Origin of the sequence: Streptomyces sp. NPDC046870, assembly GCF_040704595.1 — a bacterium.
Lineage (GTDB): Bacteria > Actinomycetota > Actinomycetes > Streptomycetales > Streptomycetaceae > Streptomyces > Streptomyces argyrophylli.
Map to the genome: position 1 here is coordinate 207,982 of NZ_JBEYXM010000011.1, position 23,023 is coordinate 231,004.

General features: G+C 72.7%; 16 protein-coding genes. 11 read left to right on the plus strand and 5 right to left on the minus strand.

All coding sequences use genetic code 11. The features are described 5' to 3' along the window. Positions 1 to 233 precede the first annotated feature (233 nt). Positions 234 to 515 (plus strand): GlsB/YeaQ/YmgE family stress response membrane protein, encoded by a 282-nt coding sequence (locus AB0946_RS24280; RefSeq protein ID WP_171157622.1) that lies wholly within the window; start codon positions 234 to 236, stop codon positions 513 to 515. A gap of 79 nt (positions 516 to 594) precedes the next feature. Here the strand turns inward: AB0946_RS24280 and tyrS are convergent, their stop codons facing one another. From tyrS to AB0946_RS24295, 3 genes are all read right to left on the minus strand, one after another. Next, a complete protein-coding gene (gene tyrS, locus AB0946_RS24285; protein WP_171157624.1) occupies positions 595 to 1,863 on the minus strand; it encodes a tyrosine--tRNA ligase in 1,269 nt (422 codons plus the stop codon). A gap of 67 nt (positions 1,864 to 1,930) precedes the next feature. Next, complete coding sequence (locus AB0946_RS24290; RefSeq protein ID WP_366762744.1) at positions 1,931 to 3,325, minus strand: TldD/PmbA family protein; 1,395 nt, start codon at positions 3,323 to 3,325, stop codon at positions 1,931 to 1,933. Next, positions 3,322 to 4,845 carry a TldD/PmbA family protein gene (locus tag AB0946_RS24295; protein WP_366762745.1) on the minus strand — a complete coding sequence of 508 codons (1,524 nt, stop codon included), beginning with the start codon at positions 4,843 to 4,845 and terminating at the stop codon, positions 3,322 to 3,324. Before AB0946_RS24295 ends, AB0946_RS24290 begins: the two co-directional genes overlap by 4 nt. Before the next feature lie 163 nt (positions 4,846 to 5,008). Between AB0946_RS24295 and AB0946_RS24300 the strand changes: the two genes are divergently transcribed. The 5 genes from AB0946_RS24300 (at position 5,009) to AB0946_RS24320 (ending at position 15,105) form a co-directional block, all read left to right on the plus strand. Next, positions 5,009 to 11,422 carry a hypothetical protein gene (locus AB0946_RS24300; RefSeq protein ID WP_366762746.1) on the plus strand — a complete coding sequence of 2,138 codons (6,414 nt, stop codon included), beginning with the start codon at positions 5,009 to 5,011 and terminating at the stop codon, positions 11,420 to 11,422. Continuing rightward, positions 11,409 to 12,902 (plus strand): hypothetical protein, encoded by a 1,494-nt coding sequence (locus tag AB0946_RS24305; RefSeq protein ID WP_366762747.1) that lies wholly within the window; start codon positions 11,409 to 11,411, stop codon positions 12,900 to 12,902. The genes AB0946_RS24300 and AB0946_RS24305 overlap by 14 nt, the downstream gene beginning before the upstream one ends. A 182-nt stretch (positions 12,903 to 13,084) precedes the next feature. Next, positions 13,085 to 13,804 carry a 3-oxoacyl-[acyl-carrier-protein] reductase gene (gene fabG / locus AB0946_RS24310; protein ID WP_366762748.1) on the plus strand — a complete coding sequence of 240 codons (720 nt, stop codon included), beginning with the start codon at positions 13,085 to 13,087 and terminating at the stop codon, positions 13,802 to 13,804. Between the two features lie 5 nt (positions 13,805 to 13,809). Further along, positions 13,810 to 14,577, plus strand: coding sequence for an enoyl-ACP reductase FabI (fabI, locus tag AB0946_RS24315; protein WP_366762749.1), 768 nt, complete (start codon positions 13,810 to 13,812; stop codon positions 14,575 to 14,577). 177 nt (positions 14,578 to 14,754) lie between these two features. Further along, positions 14,755 to 15,105, plus strand: a complete 351-nt coding sequence (locus AB0946_RS24320; protein ID WP_366762750.1) for a hypothetical protein — start codon at positions 14,755 to 14,757, stop codon at positions 15,103 to 15,105. Here AB0946_RS24320 and AB0946_RS24325 read toward each other — a convergent pair. Next, positions 15,083 to 15,775: a FadR/GntR family transcriptional regulator gene (locus AB0946_RS24325; RefSeq protein WP_366762751.1), complete on the minus strand. Its 693-nt coding sequence runs from the start codon at positions 15,773 to 15,775 to the stop codon at positions 15,083 to 15,085. The two genes, AB0946_RS24320 and AB0946_RS24325, sit on opposite strands and share 23 nt — an antisense overlap. Positions 15,776 to 15,857: 82 nt before the next feature. On the opposite strand from AB0946_RS24325, the gene AB0946_RS24330 reads away from it, so the two are divergent. From AB0946_RS24330 to AB0946_RS24345, 4 genes are all read left to right on the plus strand, one after another. After that, the gene (locus AB0946_RS24330; RefSeq protein WP_366762752.1) at positions 15,858 to 17,177 is read left to right on the plus strand and encodes an MFS transporter; all 1,320 of its coding nucleotides are present in this window, start codon (positions 15,858 to 15,860) and stop codon (positions 17,175 to 17,177) included. Between the two features lie 56 nt (positions 17,178 to 17,233). After that, positions 17,234 to 17,353, plus strand: coding sequence for an SGM_5486 family transporter-associated protein (locus AB0946_RS24335; protein WP_366762753.1), 120 nt, complete (start codon positions 17,234 to 17,236; stop codon positions 17,351 to 17,353). Between the two features lie 281 nt (positions 17,354 to 17,634). After that, positions 17,635 to 17,841: a hypothetical protein gene (locus tag AB0946_RS24340; RefSeq protein WP_366762754.1), complete on the plus strand. Its 207-nt coding sequence runs from the start codon at positions 17,635 to 17,637 to the stop codon at positions 17,839 to 17,841. Between the two features lie 78 nt (positions 17,842 to 17,919). Further along, positions 17,920 to 18,438, plus strand: coding sequence for a histidine phosphatase family protein (locus AB0946_RS24345; protein WP_366762755.1), 519 nt, complete (start codon positions 17,920 to 17,922; stop codon positions 18,436 to 18,438). 141 nt (positions 18,439 to 18,579) lie between these two features. On the opposite strand, the gene serB is transcribed toward AB0946_RS24345, so the two are convergent. Beyond that, positions 18,580 to 19,806, minus strand: coding sequence for a phosphoserine phosphatase SerB (gene serB / locus AB0946_RS24350; RefSeq protein ID WP_132784132.1), 1,227 nt, complete (start codon positions 19,804 to 19,806; stop codon positions 18,580 to 18,582). A gap of 635 nt (positions 19,807 to 20,441) precedes the next feature. Here serB and AB0946_RS24355 point away from each other — a divergent pair. Continuing rightward, positions 20,442 to 23,000, plus strand: coding sequence for an FHA domain-containing protein (locus AB0946_RS24355; protein ID WP_366762756.1), 2,559 nt, complete (start codon positions 20,442 to 20,444; stop codon positions 22,998 to 23,000). Positions 23,001 to 23,023 lie beyond the last annotated feature (23 nt).

Consider the following 23,023-nt stretch of genomic DNA (forward strand, 5'->3'; position numbering starts at 1 on the left):
TCCGCCCGCATCGGACTCTCCCCGGCCCGCACCCCTCGTCCACCTCCGGCGGGGAACCGGACAGGACACCTCCCACGGTACGCCGCGCCCGCGCCGCCTTCGAGACCGGGTCACCCCCGGCCTGCGACGACGCCCGGGAGCCCGCCGCGTACGGGGGAACCCGACATGCGCCGTACGGCGGACCGAACCACACTGACCGTAATGCTCACGTCGAGCCGTACGAGGAGGCAGCCATGGGCTGGTTGTGGGCGATCATCGTGGGATTCGTACTGGGTCTCATCGCCAAGGCGATCATCCCGGGCAAGCAGCACAGCCCCCTGTGGCTGACCACCATCTGCGGCATGCTCGGCGCCATCGTGGGCAACGCGGTGGCCCGCGCGGTCGGCGTGGCGGAGACCCGCGGCATCGACTGGAGCCGCCACATCTTCCAGCTCGTGGCCGCGATCATCATCGTCGCCGCGGTGGACGCCCTCTACATGGCGACGCTGGGCAAACGGAAGCAGCAGCGGGCGTGACCTGGAAGGGGCGCGGGGCCCCGCACGACCGGCCATTACGTGGCCGCAGTCGTGCGGGGGCCCCGCGCCCCCCTGACGCTCAGGCGCCCGTGACCTCCACGGCCGCCAGATTCCTCTTCCCGCGCCGCAGCACCAGCCACCGTCCGTGGATCAGATCCCCGGCGGACGGCACCGCGTCCTCGGCCGTGACCTTGACGTTGTTGACGTAGGCCCCGCCCTCCTTCACGGTCCGCCGCGCGGCGGACTTGCTGGCGACCAGGCCGACCTCCGCGAACAGGTCGGTCACCGGAGCCAGCTCGGTGACCCGGGCGTTCGGCACCTCGGACAGCGCCGCCGCCAGCGTCCGCTCGTCCAGCTCCGCCAGCTCGCCCTGCCCGAACAGGGCGCGGGACGCGGCGATCACCGCGGCCGTCTGGTCGGCGCCGTGCACCAGCGTCGTCAGCTCCTCGGCGAGCGCCCGCTGCGCCGCCCGGGCCTGCGGCCGCTCCTCGGTCTGCCGCTCCAGCTCCTCGATCTCCTCACGCGACCTGAAGCTGAAGATGCGCAGGAACTTGGAGACGTCCCGGTCGTCGGCGTTGACCCAGAACTGGTAGAACGCGTACGGCGTGGTCATCTCCGGGTCGAGCCACACCGTGCCGGACTCGGTCTTGCCGAACTTGGTGCCGTCCGCCTTGGTGATCAGCGGGGTGCCCAGCGCGTGCACCACGGCCTCCGGCTCGACCCGGTGGATCAGGTCGGTGCCCGAGGTGAGGTTGCCCCACTGGTCGCTGCCGCCGGTCTGGAGCGTGCAGCCGTGCCGCCGGTACAGCTCCAGGAAGTCCATGCCCTGCAGGATCTGGTAGCTGAACTCGGTGTAGCTGATGCCCGCGTCGGAGTTCAGCCGGCGGGAGACGGCCTCCTTGGCGATCATCTTGTTGACCCGGAAGTACTTGCCGATGTCCCGCAGGAACTCGATGGCCGACAGGCCCTGGGTCCAGTCCAGGTTGTTGACCATCACCGCGGCGTTCGGCCCGTCGAAGTGCAGCAGCGGCTCGATCTGCGCGCGCAGCCGCTCCACCCAGCCGGCCACGACCTCCGGCGCGTTCAGCGTGCGCTCGGCCGTGGGCTTCGGGTCGCCGATGAGCCCCGTGGCACCGCCGACCAGCGCCAGCGGACGGTTGCCCGCCTCCTGGATGCGGCGCATCGTCAGGATCTGCACGAGGTTGCCGAGGTGCAGGCTGGGCGCGGTCGGGTCGAAGCCGCAATAGAACGTGACGGGGCCGTCCGCGAACGCCTTGCGCAATGCGTCCTCGTCCGTGGAGAGGGCGATGAGCCCCCGCCACTTCAGCTCGTCGACGATGTCCGTCACGGTTCTCGTGTCTCCTTGATGATCTTCTGGCGGCCGGGTGCGGACCCGACCACGAACGCCTACGAGGTTATACGCCCTGACTGACAGAGCTCATGTTGAAATCGGGGATGCGCAGCGCGGGCATCGCGGCCCGGGTGAACCAGTCGCTCCACTCGCGCGGCAGCGTCTTCTCCGTCCGCCCCGCCTCCGTGGCCCGGCCCAGCAGGCTCACCGGGGACTCGTTGAACCGGAAATTGTTCACCTGCCCGGTCACCTCGCCGTTCTCCACGAGGTACACCCCGTCCCGGGTCAGGCCCGTCAGCAGCAGCGTGGCCGGGTCGACCTCGCGGATGTACCACAGGCAGGTCAGCAGCAGCCCGCGCTCGGTGTCCGCGACCATCTCCGCCAGGGAACGGTCCTCACCGCCGTCCAGGATCAGGTTGCCGAGCACCGGGGCGACCGGCAGGCCGGTCAGGCCCGCGCTGTGCCGGGTGGTGGTCAGGTGCTTCAGCACGCCCCCGGAGATCCAGTCGGTGGCACGGGCGGGCAGCCCGTTGTCGAACACCGACTGGTCGCCGCCGGAGGAGTGCGCGATCACGAAGGGCGGGCACTGAAGGCCCGGCTCGTCCGGGTCGCTGCGCAGGGTCAGCGGCAGCCCGCTCAGCTTCTCACCGACCCGCGTGCCCCCACCGGGCTTGGAGAACACCGTCCGGCCCTCGGCCGCGTCCCGGCCCGACGCCGACCACAGCTGGTAGATCAGCAGGTCCGCCACGGCGGTCGGCGGCAGCAGCGTCTCGTAGCGGCCGGCGGGCAGCTCCACCCGCCGCTCCGCCCAGCCGAGCCGTACGGCCAGCTCGGCGTCCATGGCCCCCGGGTCGACGTCCTTGAAGTCCCGCGTGGACTGGCCGGCCCACGCCGAGCGCGCACGGTCCGGGGACTTGGCGTTCAGCTCCAGCGTGCCGGTGGGCTGGTCGTGCCTGAGGCGCAGCCCGGTGGACGTCCCCAGGTACGTCGAGACCAGCTCGTGGTTGGCGAAGCCGTACAGCTCCCGGCCGCCGGCACGCGCGCGTGCGAAGGCCTCGCCGAGCGCCGGGGCGAAGTCGGCGAACACGGCGGAGGAGGTCTCGGCGGGCGCGTCCGTGAAGTCCGGGGACTGCGGCACCCCGCCGACCAGCGGCTGCGCGTCCTCGGCGGGCCCGGCGCCGCGCGCGGCGGCCTCCGCGGCCCGCACCAGCGGCTCCAGCTCCTCGGCGGTGACCGCGGACCGGGACACCACACCGGAGGCGGTGCCCTGCGCGCCGTCCACGGTCGCGATCACGGTGAGCGTACGGCCCCGGGTCACGCCGTTGGTGGTGAGCGCGTTGCCCGCCCAGCGCAGGTTGGCGGTGGAGTGCTCGTCGGCGATGACGACACAGCCGTCGGCCCGGGACAGTGCCAGCGCCTGCTCGACGACCTCGTGCGGCTTGTGGGTAGGGGCGCTCATCGACCGGCCTCCTGCGTGGTGTTCAGAATGTTGACGCCCTTGAAGAGGGCGGACGGGCACCCGTGGGACACGGCCGCCACCTGGCCCGGCTGGGCCTTGCCGCAGTTGAAGGCACCACCGAGGACGTACGTCTGCGGCCCGCCCACGGCGGCCATCGAGCCCCAGAACTCCGTGGTCGTGGCCTGGTAGGCGACGTCCTTCAGCTGCCCCGTGATCCGCCCGTTCTCGATCTTGAAGAAGCGCTGGCCGGTGAACTGGAAGTTGTAGCGCTGCATGTCGATCGACCAGGACCGGTCGCCGACGACGTAGATGCCCCGGTCGACACCGCCGATCAGGTCCTCGGTGGACAGTCCGGCCGGGTCCGGCCGCAGGGACACGTTGGCCATGCGCTGCACCGGCACGTGCGCCGGCGAGTCGGCGAACGCGCACCCGTTGGACCGCTCGAACCCGGTCAGCCGCGCGATCCGCCGGTCCAGCTGGTAGCCGACCAGCGTGCCGTCCTTCACCAGGTCCCAGGACTGCGCCGCCACGCCCTCGTCGTCGTAGCCGACGGTCGCCAGGCCGTGCTCGGCGGTGCGGTCGCCGGTGACGTTCATCAGCTCGGAGCCGTACTTCAGCTTGCCCAGCTGGTCGAAGGTGGCGAAGGAGGTGCCGGCGTAGGCGGCCTCGTAGCCGAGGGCGCGGTCCAGCTCCGTGGCGTGGCCGATGGACTCGTGGATGGTCAGCCAGAGGTTGGACGGGTCGACCACCAGGTCGTACGGGCCCGGCTCCACGCTCGGTGCCCGCATCTTCTCGGCGAGCAGCTCCGGGATCCGCTCCAGCTCGCCGTCCCAGTCCCAGCCGGTGCCGGTCAGGTACTCCCAGCCGCGACCCACCGGCGGCGCGATGGTGCGCATGGAGTCGAACTCCCCGCTCGACTCGTCCACCGACACGGCCGTCAGCTGCGGGTTCAGCCGCACCCGCTGCTGGGTGGTCACGGTGCCCGCGGTGTCGGCGTAGAACTTGTTCTCGTGCACGGTGAGCAGCGAGGCGTCCACGTGGTCGACGCCCGGCGCGGCCAGCAGCCGGTTGCTCCACTCCGCGAGCAGCGCCGACTTCTCCTCGTCCGGCACCGAGAAGGGGTCGATCTCGTACGCCGAGACCCACGTCTTGTCGGCGTGCACCGGTTCGTCGGCCAGCTCCACCCTCTCGTCGGAACCGGCGGCCCTGATCACCTGCGCGGACAGCTTGGCCATGGCCACCGCCTGCGAGGCGATCCGGGCGGCGGCGTCCATGGTCATGTCCACCCCGGAGGCGAAGCCCCACGTGCCGCCGTGCACCACCCGGACCGCGTACCCGAGGTCGGTGGTGTCCGACGACCCGGCGGGCTTGGCGTCCCGCAGCCGCCAGGACGCGCTGCGCACCCGCTCGAACCGGAAGTCCGCGTGCTCGGCCCCCAGCGCACGCGCGCGCGCGAGCGCGGCGTCGGCGAGGGCCCTCAGGGGCAGCGCCAGGAACGACTGATCGATGTCATGGGGCACGGGTGGGCATCCCTTCGGGCTGTCGCCTGTGAAGACCTTTCCAGGCAGTGAATCATGCCCCCGCCGCGGTGGACCGGGGGCGAACACCGCACGGTCCGATCGTCGTCCGCGGAGTTTCCCGGTATCGCGGTGTGGCTGTCGGCGGCGGTGCCAGTATCTCCCCATGCAAGGTTGGGGGCGGGACTTCCGTGCATGGCTGCTGTCGCTCGACGAGCGCGGCATGCGGGGGTTGTTGACACAGCATCAGTGCCTGCGCCGTAGACAGTGCGGACACCATCGGCGCGCCAGGGAGGTCGGGAGGGACGCGCCGGCGGCCTCTCGCCGCGAGGCCCAGTCCGTCCGCGTCTGGCTGACCACGGCGACCGAACCGACGCTGCACTCGGTCGCCGCGTGCGGTGTCGCCTGGGCCTGCCACGCGCTCGTCGGCACCCACGGCTTCCGTCGGGACGTGGTGGCGCGACCCTCCGCACCGGACCTGCTCACCATGCTGGAGGTCCTGGACCCGGCGCTGGCCCGCTGCGCGCTGTACGGGCTGCTGGCCCCGGAGGCACGAGGGCGCCTGGCCGCGGCGGAGGTGGCCGCGGCGCACCTGGAACGCTGCCTGGCCGCGGCCGATCGCGAACCACCGCCGGACGCCCGGCGGACAGGACCGGCGCCGGCGCGCGCGCCAGGGACGACGGAGCAGTGGCGGGAGTCCGCGGAGGGGCGGGAGACACAGGTGCGGTACGACGGTGGCGAGGGGGCGGACGTGAGCGGTGGCCGGAGCGGCGAGGACCCTGCGGGGGCACGGGCCGCAGCGCGTACGGAAGGCTCCTGCCCGGAGCAGGGGGCCGACGCCGTCCGCCGGGCCGTGGAGGACCTGCGCGCGGCCGGCGCGGAAGTGGCCGGCGTCCTCGACGAGGCCGCCGCCGTGGTGCGGGACGGCAGGGTGCCCGCGGCCCGCGAGCAGATCGAGGTCCTCCTCACCGCGTGGATCCACCAGCGCGCGCGGCTGGCGGGGACGCTGTCCGCGCGGGAGGGGGAGTGGCCCCCCGACACCGGGTACGCCGGACTCGAAGCGGAGCTCGACCGGCTCGACCGGCTCGGGGAGGTCCGGGCGCAGTTGCGGAAACTGCGCCACCGCGCCGCCCAGTACGAGCAGCTGATCGCGGACGCGGAGGCGGATGCGGAGGCGGAAGGTCTGCGGATGGCCCTGGACGGCATCCGTGACCGGATGACGGCGCTGGCGTCCGTGCTGGGCGGTGACCAGGCGGCCCTGGTCGGTCAGGCCGGCGCGGCGGAGGACGCGGGGCCGACGGACACGGACCCGGGGGAGGGCGCGCGCGGGGATGCCGACGGCCCCGGCGAGTCCGGCGTGAGGACGTCGGCGGCCGGCAGCACCGGCGCCGCCGCGGCGGAACGGGAGACCACCGGCCGGGCGGTGAAACCGGCCGTGCCGCCGGCCCCGCGGCAGGCGGCGGAACCCCCCTCACGGCCCGAGGACGTCCCACGCGACCCCCAGGAAGAACACGAGCCGACGGCCATGGCTCCGCGGGAGGGGGACCGGACCCCGGTGGCCCGGCAGGCACCGGCGCCTGGAGCGGCGCACGCGCCGGCGGTGCCTCAGCCGGAGCGGGCGCCGGTGGCGCAGACGGAACGGGTGCCTCAGCCGGAGCGGGAGCCCGTGCCGCGACCGGATCCAGTGCCTCGGTCGGAGCGGGAGCCGATACCGCAGGCCGTACCGGTGCCCCGGCCGGTCCGGGAGTCCGCGGCGCCGGCGCGACCGGGCCCCGTACCGCAGGCGGCGGACCCGGTGCCCGGCCCGCAGCGGGAGCCGGTGGTGCAGGCCGTACCGGTGTCCCGGCCGGTCGGGGAGTCCGCGGCGCCGGCGCGATCGGGCCCCGAACCGGAGCCCGTACCGCCGGCGGATCCGGTGCCCGGCCCGCAGCGGGAGCCGATACCGCAGGCCGTACCGGTGTCCCGGCCGGTCGGGGAGTCCGCGGCGCCGGCGCGACCGGGTCCCGAACCGGAGCCCGTACCGCCGGCGGACCCGGTGCCCGACCCGGAGCCGGCCGCCGGGGCGTCCACCGCATCCCCCGCAGACAGCCCCGTACTGCCGCCCCAGCGGCACAGCGCACCGGCCGGCACGGCCCCCTCCTCCGCCACTCACGCCGGCCCGCCCCCGAGCCCGGCCGCCACCCCCTCCGCCTGGACGGCCCCGGACGGCCCGTCCCCCGTGGCACGGCTGGTCACCCGGGGAGACCTCCCGCAGGCCTACTGGATGTCCGCGGTGTCGGACGACCACCCGCACCGCGCCAAGGCCCTTTCCTTCCTCGCGACCGCCTTCGCCTGCGCCGACGCGGACGGGGCCACCCAGGTGCAGATGGCGCACGACATCACCTCCCTGGACCTCGTCGAGGACCGGGACGCCCACCTCGTGGCGCTGGCCGCCGCGATGCGCTCCGGCCTCACGGCCGGCTGGCCGCACGCCGTCCTGAGCGACTTCACCATGCCCTCGGGTCTTTCCCAGCCGTGGCAGCACCTGCTGATGGCGCTGAAGGAGGCGGTACGGGAGTGCCACGTCTTCGTGCCGGGCGCGGTCGAGGACTCCACCGAGCAGGAACACCGCCTCACGGTCGGCGACCTCGAGCGGTCCGCCCGCGTCCTGCTGGAGGACCTCCCCCGCCGGAAGATCAAGTACCAGCGCGCGTCCCGTGTCCTGCGGTATCTGACCGGCCCCTCCGGGCAACTGCACCAGGCACTGCGCGCGGTGCTCGACTGGGCCTCCGGCACCGGCGACGCCTCCGCCCTCAGGACCTTCAGCGAGAACCTCGGGCGCGGTGAGTACGTCGACCGGCTCATCGAGGAGGCCGACAGCAGCTTCCGCACCCCCAAACAGGCGCGGGAACCGATCCACTCGGGCGCGCTGCGCCAGCTGCACGCGACGATCCGGTCGGTGGGGGAGCTGGTGGCGAAGGCCGCCGCGGTGGCCGCCGCCGCGCAGGCGAGGGACGCCGTCTCCGGCTCGAAGACGCCCCAGTGGGAGACCGCGCTCGCGGAACTCGCGCCCGGCGAGGAGCCGCCGGGCGTCGGCGGCGCCGCGCTCGGTCTGCTGCGCCGATGGCTGTCCGCCGAGCCCGTCGGCCACTCGGCGACGATGGTCGACGCGGACGACAAGCTCGTCCCCTCGGACGACTGCCTGCTGTTCCTGCCGGACCTGCCCCGGAACGCCGACGGCCGTCCCGACTTCGACGACCCCCGCGCGGCTCCCGCCCTGGCCGGTCTGCTGTCCCCGGCGTCCGCCGAGTCCGTGCTGGAGCGGTACGTGGCCCGCGGTGACCTCCACCTGGCCCGTGCCCTGGTGCGCGTGGTCGGTGACGGCCCCGCCGCGGACCCGGCGGCGCAGGCCGACTGGCTGGAGGACGCGGTACGGCGTTGCCGGGAGGCGGAGAAGGACTGGCGTCGCAGGATCGTCGAACACCACGACCTGGCCGCCTCCCACCTGGCCCAGATCAGGACGCTCAACCTGATGCCCTCCGACATGGAACGGGAGTTCACCGGCCGCCTGCAGGAGTTCGCGGACGGTGACGAGGCCGGCCGTTACCGGTACGCGCTTCAGGCGCTGCGGGACCTGGTCGCCGAGCTGACGGACAAGGTCGCGGAGTCCACCGAGCGGCTGCGGCAGCGGCTCGACTCCCTCAGGCTCGACCCGGAGCGCCCGCTCGCCGAACCCGACCACGACCGCATCCTGCGGCTGATCGACGAGGGCGACACGGTCACCGCGCAGGAGTTCCTGGCGCTCGTGGAGAGCGGCGCGCGCCTGCCGGACCGCCCTGACGACGAGGGCGCCGAACTCCGCGGGTTCCTGGCCGGGCTGACCGGCCCCGGGGTCCCCTCGCCCGGCGGGGACGGCGTCTCGGCCGGGTGGTGGGTCGACCACTACGGCTCGGACACGAAGATCACCGCCAACGCGGAGCAGGGCGTCGCCTCGTGGAAGGCGCTGTGCACCAAGAGGGGCCGCAACAGCGATTGGAGCCAGCATGTGCCGCGCGTGCTGCGGCTGCTCGGCCTGAAGCCGCTGGGGCACTTCCAGGCCGAGCCCATGGGACAGGGCGTGCGCCGGTTCAAGGGCCGCGCGAGCGTCATCGAGGCGCCCGGGTACGTGGCCGCACTGGGATCGCGCGCCACCTCGTACACCGTTCTGCTCATCTGGGAGGAACAGCGCGCCGACGGCCCCCTCGCGCACCTCGAGGACTCCGACGTCGACGCCAACATCGTCCTCTACCTGCACCCGCTGGGCCTGGAGGGACGGCGGGCCCTCGCCGAGGCCTCGCGCCGCAAGGCCCAGCAGGCGCTCGTCGTCGACCCGGCCGTCGCCGGCTGGATGGCCGCCCGGGCGCCCGGCGCGTTCCGCGCGCTGCAGCGGGTGACGCTGCCCTGGACGTCGTACGACCCCTACACGCCGTTCGTCGCCGGAGCCGTGCCGCCGGAGGTCTTCTACGGCCGCGACCAGGAGCTCCGGGAGGTGATGAACCCCGACGGCGGTCTCTTCCTCTACGGCGGGCGGCAGCTCGGCAAGTCCGCGCTGCTGCGCAGGGTCGCGGAACTGTTCCCGCGCCGCTCCGAGGCCAACGTCGCCGTCTACCTGGACCTGGTCAAGGCCGAGATCGGGCAGGCGGAGTCACCCGAGCGCATCTGGAAACTGCTCGCCGACGACCTGAAACGGCAGCGGGTCATCGACCCGAAGAAGGTGTCCGACCAGGCACAGCCCGAGCACGTCGCCAACGCCATCCGCGGCTGGCTGGACGCCGACGACTCCCGCCGGATGCTGATCCTCGCCGACGAGGCGGACGCGTTCCTCACCGCCGACTCCCGCCGGGTGTTCCGTTCCGGAGGGGAGTCGACGTTCCAGAACGTCAAGCGGTTCCAGCAGCTGATGGAGCAGACGGACCGGCGACTGAAGGTGGTTTTCGCCGGCCTGCACCAGGTGCAGCGCTTCGGTGAGCTGTCCAACGTCTCGACCGCGCACGGCGGCCCCGACGTCCTGGTGGGCCCGCTGAACCCGACCGCCGCCGTTCGGCTGGTCACCGAGCCCATGGCGGCCCTGGGCTTCGTCTTCGAGCGGCCGGAACTCGTCTGGCGGATCCTCGCCATCACCAACTACCAGGCCAACCTGGTGCAGATCTTCTGCAGCGAACTCGTGCGCACCCTCCAGGGCCGCTCCCCGCGGGGCCACGCCCGGCCGACGCCGATCACCGAGGCGGACGTCCAGGAGGTCGCGGCCTCGGAGACCGTACGGACGAGGCTGGCCGAACGGCTGCGCTTCACCATCAACCTGGAGGACCGCTACCGCGTCCTGACGCTCGTCATCGCCCTGCGCAGCCTCCAGGACGGCTACCGCGGCGACTACTCCGCCGAGGACCTGCTGCAGTGGGCGCGGGAGGCGTGGGAGGAGGGCTTCCAGGAGCTCGGCGTCAAACAAGTGCAGATCTACCTCAGGGAGATGGTCGGCCTCGGCCTGCTGGTGCAGCTCGGCGACCGGTCCCGGTTCGCCGTCCGCAGCCCCAACGTCGTGAACATGCTGGGCACGCGCGACGACCTCCTCCTGGAGCTGCGGGAAACCGAGTTCAGCCAGCCCTACGAGTACGACCCTCGCGCGGCGCGCCGCCTCCTCGGCCGCTACATGGGCAGCGACCCGCACCGCTACGTGACCCGGTACAGCCCCCTCACCGAGGGCCAGCTGCACGAGGCGGCGCAGCCGGGCGTCACGGTGATCGGCACGACCAGGCTGCACCGCCCCGAGCTGATGATCACGGCCACCGAGCGCTTCGCCGAGGCGCGGGGTGTGGAGGTGCGCGGGGCGGGCGCCCAGGACGACCTGCGCGCCGCCCTCACCGACGCCTCGCGGCTGCGCAGGAACTACGTCCTCGCACTCGACCTGCGCGGCATCGACGCCGACGCGCTGCTTTCCGCCGTCCGCCTGTGCGTGGACCACGCGGGACCGGCCGCGGACGCCCTCGTGCACCAGGCCGAGGGACGCAAGCGCGCCAACCACCGCTCGGTGTTCGTCGTGGCCGACGCGCTGACCGTCGGCGCGCTGCGGGAAGCGCGCGGGGCGGAGCCGCTGCCCGTCCGTTTCCTGCGGCCGGAACGCTGGTCCGTGGAGAGCCTGCGGGCCTGGCCCGAATGCCCCTTCGTGTCCAAGGCCGACCGCACCCGGCTGATCCAGACCACCGGCGGCTGGGCCACCTGGGTGGAGCCCGCCATCGCCGAGGTCACCGTCAACGGCGCGACGCTCGACAGCGCCCTGGACAAGATCGGGCGGGCCATCCGCCGGCCGGACAACCTCGACCGGCACTGCGAAGCCGCCGGCCTGGAGAACCGCGACCTCGATCTGCTCGCCCTGTGGAACGGCTACGTCAGCGAGGGCCAGGGCGTTCCCGTCGACCAGGTCGCCGAGGCCGTGGAACTGTCCGAGCCGGAGACCGAGACCTGGCTCGCCCGGCTGGACCGGCTCGGCCTCATCGACGCCGTACCCGACGGCATCACGGTCGACCCCGTGACGTTCCGGGCGGTACGGGCGCGTGCGGGGGAGTGAGGTCCGTGGTCTCACGGGCGAGGAGCTGGCCGCGCTCCCCGGCGTACGCGGCCAGCTCGACCGCGTCACCGCCGATCTGGCCGCCGGCCGCAACTGCCTGTGGCTGTTGCCGGACGACATGGTCGTGGCGGGGTACGCCGAGGAACTGCACCGCACGGTGCTGGCCGGCTCACCGGAGCACCTCCAGGTGGCCGAGCCCGGTGCCGTGCGGGCCGAGCCGGTGCCCGTGGAGCCCGTGCCTTACGCCCACCTCACGGCGGACGTCCCGCTGCTCGACGGGTTCGACGACGGCTTCGACATCGGCTGGGACCTGCCCGGGCCCCGCCGGGAATCGCCGCCAGCGCCCCACGCCGGCGGACCGTCGGAGCTGATGACCCGGCTGGCCAAGGAGCTCTCCGTCGACCCCGGCCGCGCCGTCGACGAGCTGACCGCCCCGGGCGCCCACTGGCGGCCCGTCATCGGCATACGGGCGTGGCTGGAGCCGGACACCCGGCACGGAACCGCGGGTGAGCGCGGGCACGACGTGGCCCGCCTGGTGCGCGCCCTGGACGCCGCCGTCAAGGATGCCGGTCTGCTCCCGGAACAGCGGCCCCGGGTGCTGGTCACCGGCCGGCTGCGGGACCTGCCCCCGCAGCTCCCCGACGAGCTGGAGCTGGAACTGGCCACGACCTCGGTCCACTGGTGGTGGGGCACCGTGGGCCGGCTGGACAGCGCGACGCTCCTCGACGGGCTCCGGGGCGCCGACCGCCACCGGGCGGCCATGGGCGGCACGCTCCTGCGGACCCGAGTCCTGCGGGCGTTGCGGAGCGAGGTGGTTGGTGAGCTGTGCGGCGCGGACCTCGCCCTCGCGGTGGACCTGTTCGACCGCTGGGACGGCAGCGACCGGTCCCTCGACGAGTGCCTGCGCGTGTGCCTGGCGGCCCGGACCACCGGCCAGGGCATCGGCTGCCCGCCGGTGAGCGGCGGGTCGGCCCTGCTCCACAAGCCGCCGTCGGCACTCCGGGAGGCATGGGCGCGAGGCGTCGTGCAGGCCTGGGAGGGCAGACCCAGGCTGCACCCCGCCCTGTGGCACGCCGACGGCGGGGAGGGACGCCCGGACCAGCTCAGTGTCCTGGTCAGCCAGGCACAGGCCCGTGTCCTCATGCCCTGGATCGAGGACGCGCGCCGACGGCTCGCGGAGCTGGCGCTGTCGTACGCGAACCGGCCGGTCCGGGAACTGGTGGAACTCCACGTGCGCAACCGCCTCAAGGACCACGCCACCCGCCCGGAGCGGACCTTCCTGTGCGCGGAGGCGTCCGAACTGGAACGGGCCTGTCTCAGGGGCCACGTCTCGCTCCCGGCGGACGAGCGGCTCCTGTTGGCGACTGTGGTCAGGGCACGCAACACGCTGGCCCACCGCAAGGTGCTGCCGGACGACCGTCTCGACGACCTCTGTGAGAAGCTGACCACCGCCGATCTGCGCTGGGGACGCGACACCTGATCCGCGGGCCGGTAAGGCACCGTCGGGGCGGCGGACTGTAGGAACCCCACAGGGTCTCCCCCGAGCCACTGTCGGTGCCCGCTTGCCCGTGCGCGTTCCGGTACCGATAGGTTTTCGATGAAGCCGCCTGTCATCCAGGTGTTCGGGCGGATGTGTGCAACCGCTATCGAAAGGGTGATCCGTTGAGCCGCTCGGTTCTCGTCACCGGAGGCAACCGGGGCATCGGCCTCGCCATCGCCCGCGCGTTCGCCGACGCCGGCGACAAGGTCGCGATCACGTACCGCTCGGGTGAGCCGCCGGCCGCCCTGACGGAACTGGGCTGCCTGGCCGTCAAGTGCGACATCACCGACCCCGAGCAGGTGGAGCAGGCCTACAAGGAGATCGAGGACCAGCACGGTCCGGTCGAGGTCCTGATCGCCAACGCCGGCATCACCAAGGACCAGCTCCTGATGCGCATGTCCGAGGAGGACTTCGTCTCGGTCATCGACACCAACCTCACCGGCACCTTCCGTGTCGTGAAGCGCGCCAACCGCGCCATGCTGCGCGCCAAGAAGGGCCGCGTCGTCCTGATCTCGTCCGTGGTCGGTCTGCTCGGCTCCGCGGGCCAGTCGAACTACGCCGCGTCCAAGGCGGCCCTGGTCGGCTTCGCGCGTTCCCTCGCCCGGGAGCTGGGCTCGCGCAACATCACCTTCAACGTCGTCGCGCCCGGCTTCGTCGACACCGACATGACCAAGGTGCTCACCGACGAGCAGCGCCAGAGCATCGTCTCGCAGGTGCCGCTCGGCCGTTACGCGCAGCCCGAGGAGATCGCCGCGGCCGTGCGGTTCCTCGCCTCGGACGACGCCTCGTACATCACTGGAGCCGTCATCCCGGTTGACGGCGGACTGGGAATGGGTCACTGATCACCATGAGCGGAATCCTCGAAGGCAAGCGCATCCTGATCACGGGTGTGCTGACGGAGGCCTCCATCGCCTTCCACGCTGCCAAGCTGGCCCAGGAGCAGGGCGCCGAGATCATCCTGACCGCGTTCCCGCGGCCCACCCTGACCGAGCGCATCGCCAAGAAGCTGCCGAAGCCCACCAAGGTCATCGAGCTGGACGTCACCAACGACGAGCACCTCGCCCGCCTGGCCGACGTGGTCGGCGAGGAGTTGGGCGGCCTCGACGGCGTCGTCCACTCCATCGGTTTCGCCCCGCAGGACGCGCTCGGCGGCAACTTCCTGAACACGCCGTTCGAGTCGGTCGCCACCGCCATGCACGTCTCGGCGTACTCCCTGAAGGCGCTCACCATGGCCTGCCTGCCGCTGATGCAGAACGGCGGCTCGGTCGTCGGCCTGACCTTCGACGCGCAGTTCGCCTGGCCGCAGTACGACTGGATGGGCCCGGCCAAGGCCGCCCTGGAGGCGACCAGCCGCTACATCGCCCGCGACCTGGGCAAGCAGAACATCCGCTGCAACCTCATCTCGGCGGGCCCGCTCGGCTCCATGGCCGCCAAGTCCATCCCGGGCTTCGGCGAGCTGGCCTCCGTGTGGGACAGCCGCTCCCCGCTGGAGTGGGACCTGAAGGACCCGGAGCCGGCCGGCCGCGGCGTCGTCGCCCTGCTGAGCGACTGGTTCCCGAAGACCACCGGCGAGATCATCCACGTCGACGGCGGTCTGCACGCCATCGGCGCCTGACCGCCGCGAGGCCGCACCGACGCCCCGTTCCCCGCCGCCGGCGGGGAACGGGGCGTCGCCCGTTCGGGGCCGTCACCCGTTCGGCTCTCCGGCCGGGCCGCCGCCGCGCGGACGGCGCACCCTGGATTACGCCTTCCCTCGCTCGCCCCCGCGCCGCCCGGCCGAGGAGGTCCCCTTGTGCGCCTGTCCCGCAGCCTGGCCCCGGTGACCGTGGCCCTCGCCCTCGTCCTGTCCCTGCCGTACGACGCGCTGCCGCACGCGCGCGTGAGCGACGGCAAGCCGCCCGCGCCGAGCCGGTTCGGCGCCTCGTGCCGCACGGCGGTGCGGGGCTCCCACGTGGTGACGTACTGCCACAACCCCTATGTCGACACCGATCGTGTGCGGCTGCACATCGAGTGCGACCGCTGGTGGGACATCGACACCGACAGCGCCCCGGTGGACGCGGGGCCGGCGATGACCGTACGGCTGTCCGGCCGGTGCTGGAAGGAGGTGCGCTCGGTGTGGATCAGTCACCAGAAGGTGCGGTGAACCGCCCCGGGTTGCACAGGAACGGGTAGCTCGCGGCCTCCTTCGCCGCGGCCTCCGTGTCCCCGGCGCGGATCGCGTCCACCAGGCGCGTGTGGTCCATGTACGTCTCCGGTGTCAGTCCCGCCCCGACGTCCGCGCGCAGCCAGTCCCGCAGCACCTCGCCCAGGTCGGCGTACATCGCGGTCATCACGTCGTTGTGGGACGCGGCCACCACGGCCAGGTGGAAGGTGGCGTCGGCGGTCACGAAGGCCTCCGTGTCGCCGCCCTCCCAGACCTCCTCGCGCCGGGCCAGCAGCGTCTCCAGCTGCCGGAGGTCCTTCTCGGTGCGCCGCTCGGCGGCCAGTCTCGCCGCCGCCGACTCCAGCGTGGACCGCAGCTCGGCGATGTGCCGCGGGTCGGCGCCGGCGAAACGGCGGTGCATCACCCCGGCCAGCTCGCTCGTGGCCACGACGTACGTGCCCGAGCCCTGGCGGATGTCCAGCAGGCCGTTGTGGGCGAGCGCGCGGACGGCCTCGCGGACCGTGTTGCGGGCGACACCGAGCTGCTCGACCAGTTCCGGCTCCGTCGGGATGCGCGACCCGACCGGCCACTCACCGGACGTGATCTGGTTGCGCAGTTCGGCGATCACCTGTTCGGACAGCGCCGAACGGCGCGGGTGGCTCAAAGGCATGGCACACCTTCGCACGACGGGCCGGGGCGCACGGGCCACGGGTACCGCGGGGTTGGACAACCAATCATCCCATGATTCTATGATGAGCCTCATGGTGAGTGAGGAAACCCGGACAGCGGAGACCCGTACGGCGATGTCATCGACCGAACGCGGTACGGCCGCGACGCGCATCCAGGAGACGACGCCCGGCGCGGGCGGCACGCGCGCGTGGGCGGTCCGGCTCGTCGTCCTCGGGATCGTGCTCTCCGCGCTGAACCTCCGTCCGGCCATCACCAGCCTCGGCGCCCTCCTGGAGGAGGTCCGCGACGGGCTCGGCATGAGCGGCGGCGTGGCCGGACTGCTCACCTCCGTGCCCCCGCTGTGCTTCGCCGTGTTCGGTGTCGCCGCGCCCCGCCTGGCCCGCCGCTTCGGACCGGCCGCCGTGGTGTGCGCCGGCATGGCCGCCATCACCGCCGGCCTGCTCATACGGCCGTACGTGGGCGGCACCGCGGGATTCCTGGCCGCAAGCGCGCTCGCCCTCATGGGCATCGCCGTCAGCAACGTCCTGATGCCGGTCATCGTCAAGCGCTGGTTCCCCGACCGGGTCGGTTCCATGACCGGCCTGTACTCGATGGCCCTCGCGCTCGGCACCTCCGCCGCCGCCGCGGTGACCGTCCCGCTGACCGACGCCCTCGGCGGCGGCTGGCGGTCCGGCCTCGCCGTCTGGGCGGCCCTCGCCGCCGCCGCCGTCCTGCCCTGGCTGCCGCTCGTCCGCGACCGGGGCACCGCCGCAGCCCGGCAGGAGTCCCCGCGCGGGGCGGACCGGCAGCACGCTCCCCTGCGTATCACCCGCAGCCGCACCGCCTGGGCGCTCGCCGTCTTCTTCGGCCTCCAGGCCACCGCCGCCTACATCACCATGGGCTGGATGCCGCAGATCTTCCGGGACGCCGGGGTGCCCGCGGGCACCGCGGGGGTGCTGCTCGCCGTCACCATGGTGATGGGCGTACCGCTGGCCTTCGTCATTCCGAGGGTCGCCACCCGGCTGCCCCACCAGGGCCCGATCGTGCTGGTCCTGGGCGCCTGCGGCCTCGCCGGATACGCCGGGCTGTACCTCGCCCCGGCCGCCGGCGCCTGGGCCTGGGCGCTGCTGCTCGGCGTCTCCAACTGCGCCTTCCCGCTCGCGCTGACCATGGTCGGCATGCGGGCCCACAGCGGTCCGGGCGTGGCCCAGCTGTCCGCGTTCGCCCAGAGCACCGGCTACCTGATCTCCATCCCCGGCCCCCTGCTGGTCGGCGTGCTCTACCAGCACAGCGGCGGCTGGGGACTGCCGCTCGCCCTCATGGCGGCCCTCATGGTGCCGCAGATGGTGGTGGGCTTCCTGGCGGGCCGCGACCGGACGGTGGAGGACGAGACGGCGCGCTGACCCGGCCGGGTGCCCCCGGCGCCGTGCCGCGGCGGGCGAGGTGCGAGACTGGGCGCATGCAGCCTGTGCTCGACCCGAACCCGAAGAACGGCCAGAAGAAGATGCTGCTCGTCTTCGGCTCGTTCTTCGCCATCTTCGTGATCATCGCCATCGTGGCGACGCTCGCGTCCCCGTGACGGCGGTGCCTGAGGGACTGCCGGCTTCGTCCGAGCCGCGGCCTGCCCCACCGGTCCGCCCGACCGGCCCGATACGCCCGGTCTTCCCTGTTTTCGGGGCCCTCGCGGTGCTCCAGGGCCGCCGCGCGGATGGTGGGGCTGGCCCCCCCATCCCCTAGGGGGCAAGGGTCAGGGTCAACTGGGTGGAACTCCGGATGGGTTGGCCGCCCCCGCTTCCGTACCTTCGAGGAGTGGCCGCACGCGGCGGTCACGGACCAGCTCGAGGACTCACGGAGGCGACCATGGCGGCCCGCACCCACACCCGGCCCCACCCGGCGACCACGGGCGGCGTCGACATCAGGCTGCCCTGGTGGGCGCTCGCCCTGCCCGCCCTGGCGTTCCTCGTACTGCTCGCGCTGATACTGAACCCGTCGGACGCCCAGGCGGCGGCCGGCGACCCGGCGATCACGCGGCTCCTGGAGCACGCCCAGCAGCTCCTCGCGCGCTGACGGCAAGCTCCCTCGCGCGGTGAATCCGCATGTCAACTCCCTGAGCCGGGTGCCCTGTTTCATGCGAAGCTGGGACCCATGAGCGTCGCAGAACCCCGCAGGATCGTCCTCTTCCGGCACGCGAAGGCCGACTGGCCCCAGGTCCCCGACCACGAGCGCCCGCTCGCCGAGCGCGGCCGCACGGACGCCGCCGTCGCCGGACGCAAGCTGGCCGACACCGGCATCACCTTCGACCTGGCCCTGTGCTCCACGGCGACCCGCACCCGCGAGACCTGGAAGCTCGCCGTGCACGAGCTGTCGCACCGGCCGAAGACCGTCTACGAGGAGCGGGTCTACGAAGCCTCGCCCGGCGAGCTGATCGCCGTGCTCAACGAGGTCCCGGACGAGGTGCGCAACGTGATCCTGATCGGCCACAACCCCGGCGTGCACGGTCTGGCCGACATCCTGGCCGGCACCGCCGGCGACGACGCCCGTGCGCGGATGGACCGGCGGGGCTTCCCCGCCGCCGCCTTCGCCCTGCTGTCCTTCGAAGGCCCCTGGAAGGGCGTCGAACCCGGCGTCGCCACACTCGTGGACTACTGGGCGCCCTCCGAGTGACCCGGCGCCCGCGCGGCGCACCGGACGGCGAAGGGCCCGGCACCCCACAGGGTGCCGGGCCCCGGCCGCTGCCGGACGCCGGCCCGGTCCACGGCGCGTCGATGCCGGTGCGGCCGCTCGCGAATCGGTGCGGGGCCTCGCTCAGCCCTCGTCGTCGTGCATGTCGGCGGCCTCGACCTCTTCCCGGGTGATGCCGAGGAGGTAGAGGACCGTGTCGAGGAAGGGGAAGTTCACCGCCGTGTGCGCCGCCTCCCGGACCACCGGCTTGGCGTTGAAGGCGACGCCCAAGCCCGCCGCGTTCAGCATGTCCAGGTCGTTCGCGCCGTCACCGATCGCCACCGTCTGTGACAGCGGCACCCCGGCCTCCGCCGCGAAGCGGCGCAGCAGCCGCGCCTTGCCCGCCCGGTCCACGATCTCACCGGTGACCCGGCCGGTCAGCTTCCCGTCGACGATCTCCAGCGTGTTGGCCTGGGCGAAGTCCAGCCCCAGCCGCTCCTTCAGGTCATCGGTCACCTGGGTGAAGCCGCCGGAGACGACCCCCACCTGGTAGCCGAGCCGCTTCAGGGTGCGGATCAGCGTGCGCGCGCCCGGCGTCAGCCGGACCTCCTCGCGGACCTTCTCCACCACTGAGGCGTCCAGACCCTTGAGCAGCGCCACGCGCGCGTGCAGCGACTGCTCGAAGTCCAGTTCCCCGCGCATCGCCGCCGCCGTCACCTCGGCGACCTGGTCCTCACAGCCGGCGTGCGCCGCGAACAGCTCGATGACCTCGTCCTGGATCAGGGTCGAGTCCACGTCCATGACCACCAGCCGCTGGGCGCGCCGGTGCAGACCCGCCGAGACCACCGCGATGTCGACACCCAGTGCCGCCGCGTCGGAGGCCAGGGCCGTGCGCAGCGGTTCGGTCTCCACACCGGACACCGCGAACTCGACGGCCGTGACCGGGTACTTGGCGAGCCGGAAGATACGGTCGATGTTGCCGCCTGCCTTCGCGATCCGGGCGGCGATCGCGGCGGTCGACTCGGCGGTGAGCGGGTGGCCGAGGACGGTCACCAGGGAGCGCCCGAGGCCACGGGGACGGTTGTCACCGTGCCCCGAGATGATCTCCGCCTGCATCTTCATCGACTCGGCCCAGCTGTGCACGGTGGCCCGCAGGTCGCCCTCCAGGCCGGCCGGCGGCTGGGTCACCAGCACGCACAGCACCAGGCGGCCCCGGGTGACGACCTGCTCGATGTCGACCACGTCGACGAGGTAGGCGCCGAGGGTGTCGAAGAGGCCGGCCGTGATGCCCGGCCGGTCCTTGCCGAAGATCTTGACGAGGAGGGTGGGGACCTCGGGGGTCTGCGAAGCGGAGGTCTGCGAAGCGCTCATGGTGTCACCACCGTATCCGGCACCGAGTGCCTCCCGCCGTCGAGGTCCGCCTGACGGACACGGAACAATGGGTGTCGACCCGGTGTCGAGGATCTTGCCACCGGGAAACGGCGCCGCTGCCGCGCGAGCGGTACCGCCCGGCCCCACCACGAGGGTCCCACGACGAGGGCCGGACGGCAGACGGAGACGACGGCCGCCGCGGCCACCCGGGTGGCGTCCGGCCGCCGTGCGCTGATCGCCGGGGGCGTGTCCGGCCGGCGGGTGCGGTGATCATCGGCTGCCGCACCCGTCCTGTCCGACACCGGCCGGCCGGCCCTTCGCCCAGGCCGGCCACGTCTCCGAGGGGGCGCGAAGCTCAGGGCCGCCCCGGGCCACCACGCCCGTATCCGCGAGGAGTTGGGCCGGCGCCGTCCCAACTCCGGGCAGCCGAAGGCGCGCAGGGAGAAAGAGCTCGCGAGTCGGGGCGCCGCCGGACCCCTTGCCAAGGCCCGGGTTTCGGTCAAGGGGCCGAGCCTGGAATAGTTCCCCACGATGTTCGACATCCCTAGACTCCCTGCGACGGGGGTAACTCGGGGGACAACTCAGTGGGGCATGGAGTGCCGGAACTCGTACTCGAAACAAATGGACAGACCTGGATGCTCGATCCATCCAGGGCATACATCCTCGGACGTGATCCGCAGGGGGACATCGTCTTCGACGACGCCAGGGTCTCCTGGCGGCACGCCACGGTCAGCTTCGACGGCCGCGGCTGGGTCATCGAGGACCACGGCAGCACCAACGGCACGTACGCGCAGGGCCGCCGGATCCAGCACATGGAGATCGGCCCCGGCTCGTCGCTGCACCTCGGCAACGCGACCGACGGACCGCGGCTGAACCTGTCGGCGACCACGGCACCGGTCGGCGGCCCGGCCCAGCAGCCGCAGGCAGCGGCCCCGTACGCGCCGCAGGGCGCCGGCGCACCCGGCTGGCAGCAGGCGCCCGCGCACCAGCAGCCCGTTCCGCAGCAGGCCGTACCCCACCAGGCACCCGCGCACCAAGGGCCGGAGCAGCACCCGGCCCCCCAGGCCGGCTGGCAGCAGCCGCCCGCGTTCCCGCAGCAGCAGGCCGGCCCCGCCGAGCAGTACGCACAGAAGACGACCGGTGGTGCCGCGGGGGCGCCGCCGGTCTACGGCGACCGCAGCCCGACCACGTTCCACCAGTTCGCACTCGACCGCGTGATGCGCATCGGCCGTGCCCTGGAGAACGACCTGGTCGTCTCCGACCTCCAGGTCTCCCGCAACCACGCCGAGTTCCACGCCACGCCCGACGGCCGCTTCGAGATCCGCGACCTCGGCTCGCACAACGGCACGTACGTCAACGGCCAGCCGATCGCCAAGGGCGGCTCGGCGCTGCTCGGCCCGACCGACATCGTCGGCGTCGGCCACTCCACCTTCCGGATCGTCGGCGACCGGCTCGAGGAGTTCGTCGACACCGGTGAGGTCTCCTTCTCGGCCCGTCACCTGACCGTCACGGTCGACGGCGGGAAGCAGATCCTCAAGGACGTCTCGTTCGGCGTCCCCGAGAAGTCGCTGATCGCGGTGATCGGCCCCTCCGGTTCCGGCAAGTCGACCCTGCTCAAGGCGCTCACCGGCTACCGGCCGGCCAACCAGGGCGAAGTGCTGTACGACAACCGGAACCTGTACAAGCAGTTCGCCGAGCTGCGCCAGCGCATCGGTCTGGTCCCGCAGGACGACATCCTGCACAAGGAGCTGACCGTCAAGAAGGCCCTGAAGTACGCGGCCAAGCTGCGCTTCCCCGCCGACACCACGGCGCAGGAGCGCGACGCGCGCATCGACGAGGTGCTGCGCGAGCTGAAGCTCGACATCCACAAGGACAAGAAGGTCACCTCGCTCTCCGGCGGCCAGCGCAAGCGCGTGTCGGTGGCCCTCGAGCTGCTGACCAAGCCGTCGCTGATCTTCCTGGACGAGCCGACGTCCGGCCTCGACCCGGGCATGGACCGTGACGTCATGCAGCTGCTGCGCGGCCTCGCCGACGACGGCCGTACCGTGCTCGTCGTCACCCACTCGGTGGCCGAGCTGGCGCTGTGCGACAAACTGCTGGTGATGGCGCCGGGCGGCGCGGTCGCCTACTTCGGCCCTCCGGGGGAGGCGCTGAACTTCTTCGGCTACGACAGCTGGGCCGACGTCTTCTCCGCCTTCGAGAACTACCGCGACTACGACTGGGCGGGCCGCTGGAAGGGCTCGCAGCACTACCAGATGTACGCGGCGGACGTCGACTCGGTCGCCCCGCAGGCGGTCCAGATGCCGCCGATGCAGGCGATCAGGCCGCCCAAGCCGCAGAGCTGGCTGTCCCAGTTCGTCACCCTGGTGCGGCGCTACGTGTCGGTGATCGCCTCCGACCGCGGCTTCCTGGCCCTGATGGTGCTCCTGCCGGCCGTCATCGGCTCGGTCAGCCTGCTGATCCACCCGGACCACGGTCTGCTGCCCAACAACCCCCACCCGCAGACCGGCCAGATCGCACCCAACGGCACCGCCACCACCGTGCTGCTGATCCTGGCCGTGGGTGCCTGCTTCGCCGGAGCCGCCAACTCCGTCCGCGAGCTGATCAAGGAACGAGTGATCTACGAGCGGGAGCGCGCCACCGGCCTGTCCCGGTCGGCGTACCTGATGTCGAAGGTGTTCGTGCTCGGCGTGATCACCGGGGTCCAGGGGCTGCTGGTCGGTGTCATCGGCTTCGGCAGGCGCGAGGTCCCGGACCGGGGCCTCGTCCTCGGGCACGCCACGCTGCTGGAGCTGTCCCTGCCGATCATGGGGCTCGGCTTCGCCGCGATGATGTTCGGCCTGATCATCTCCTCGCTGGTGAAGACGGCCGAGAAGACCATGCCGCTGCTCGTCATGTTCGCGATCATCCAGGTCGTCTTCACCGGCTGCCTGTTCGCCCTGCACGGCACGGTCGGTGTGAACGAGTTCTCGTACCTGATGCCGTCCCGCTGGGCGGTCGCCGCGGCCGGCGCCACGCTGGACTTCAACCGGATCAGCCCGCCGGAGACCGCCGGCGACAACGACCCGCTGTGGAACCACACGGTCGGTGCGTGGAGCATGGACATGATCGCGCTGATCGCGCTCGGCGCGCTCTGCGGCTTCTTCGTGGCCCGCTTCCTGCGCCGCCACGAGCCGGAGGTCATGCGCAAGTAGCCGCTCGCCTGTGCGGCACCCGC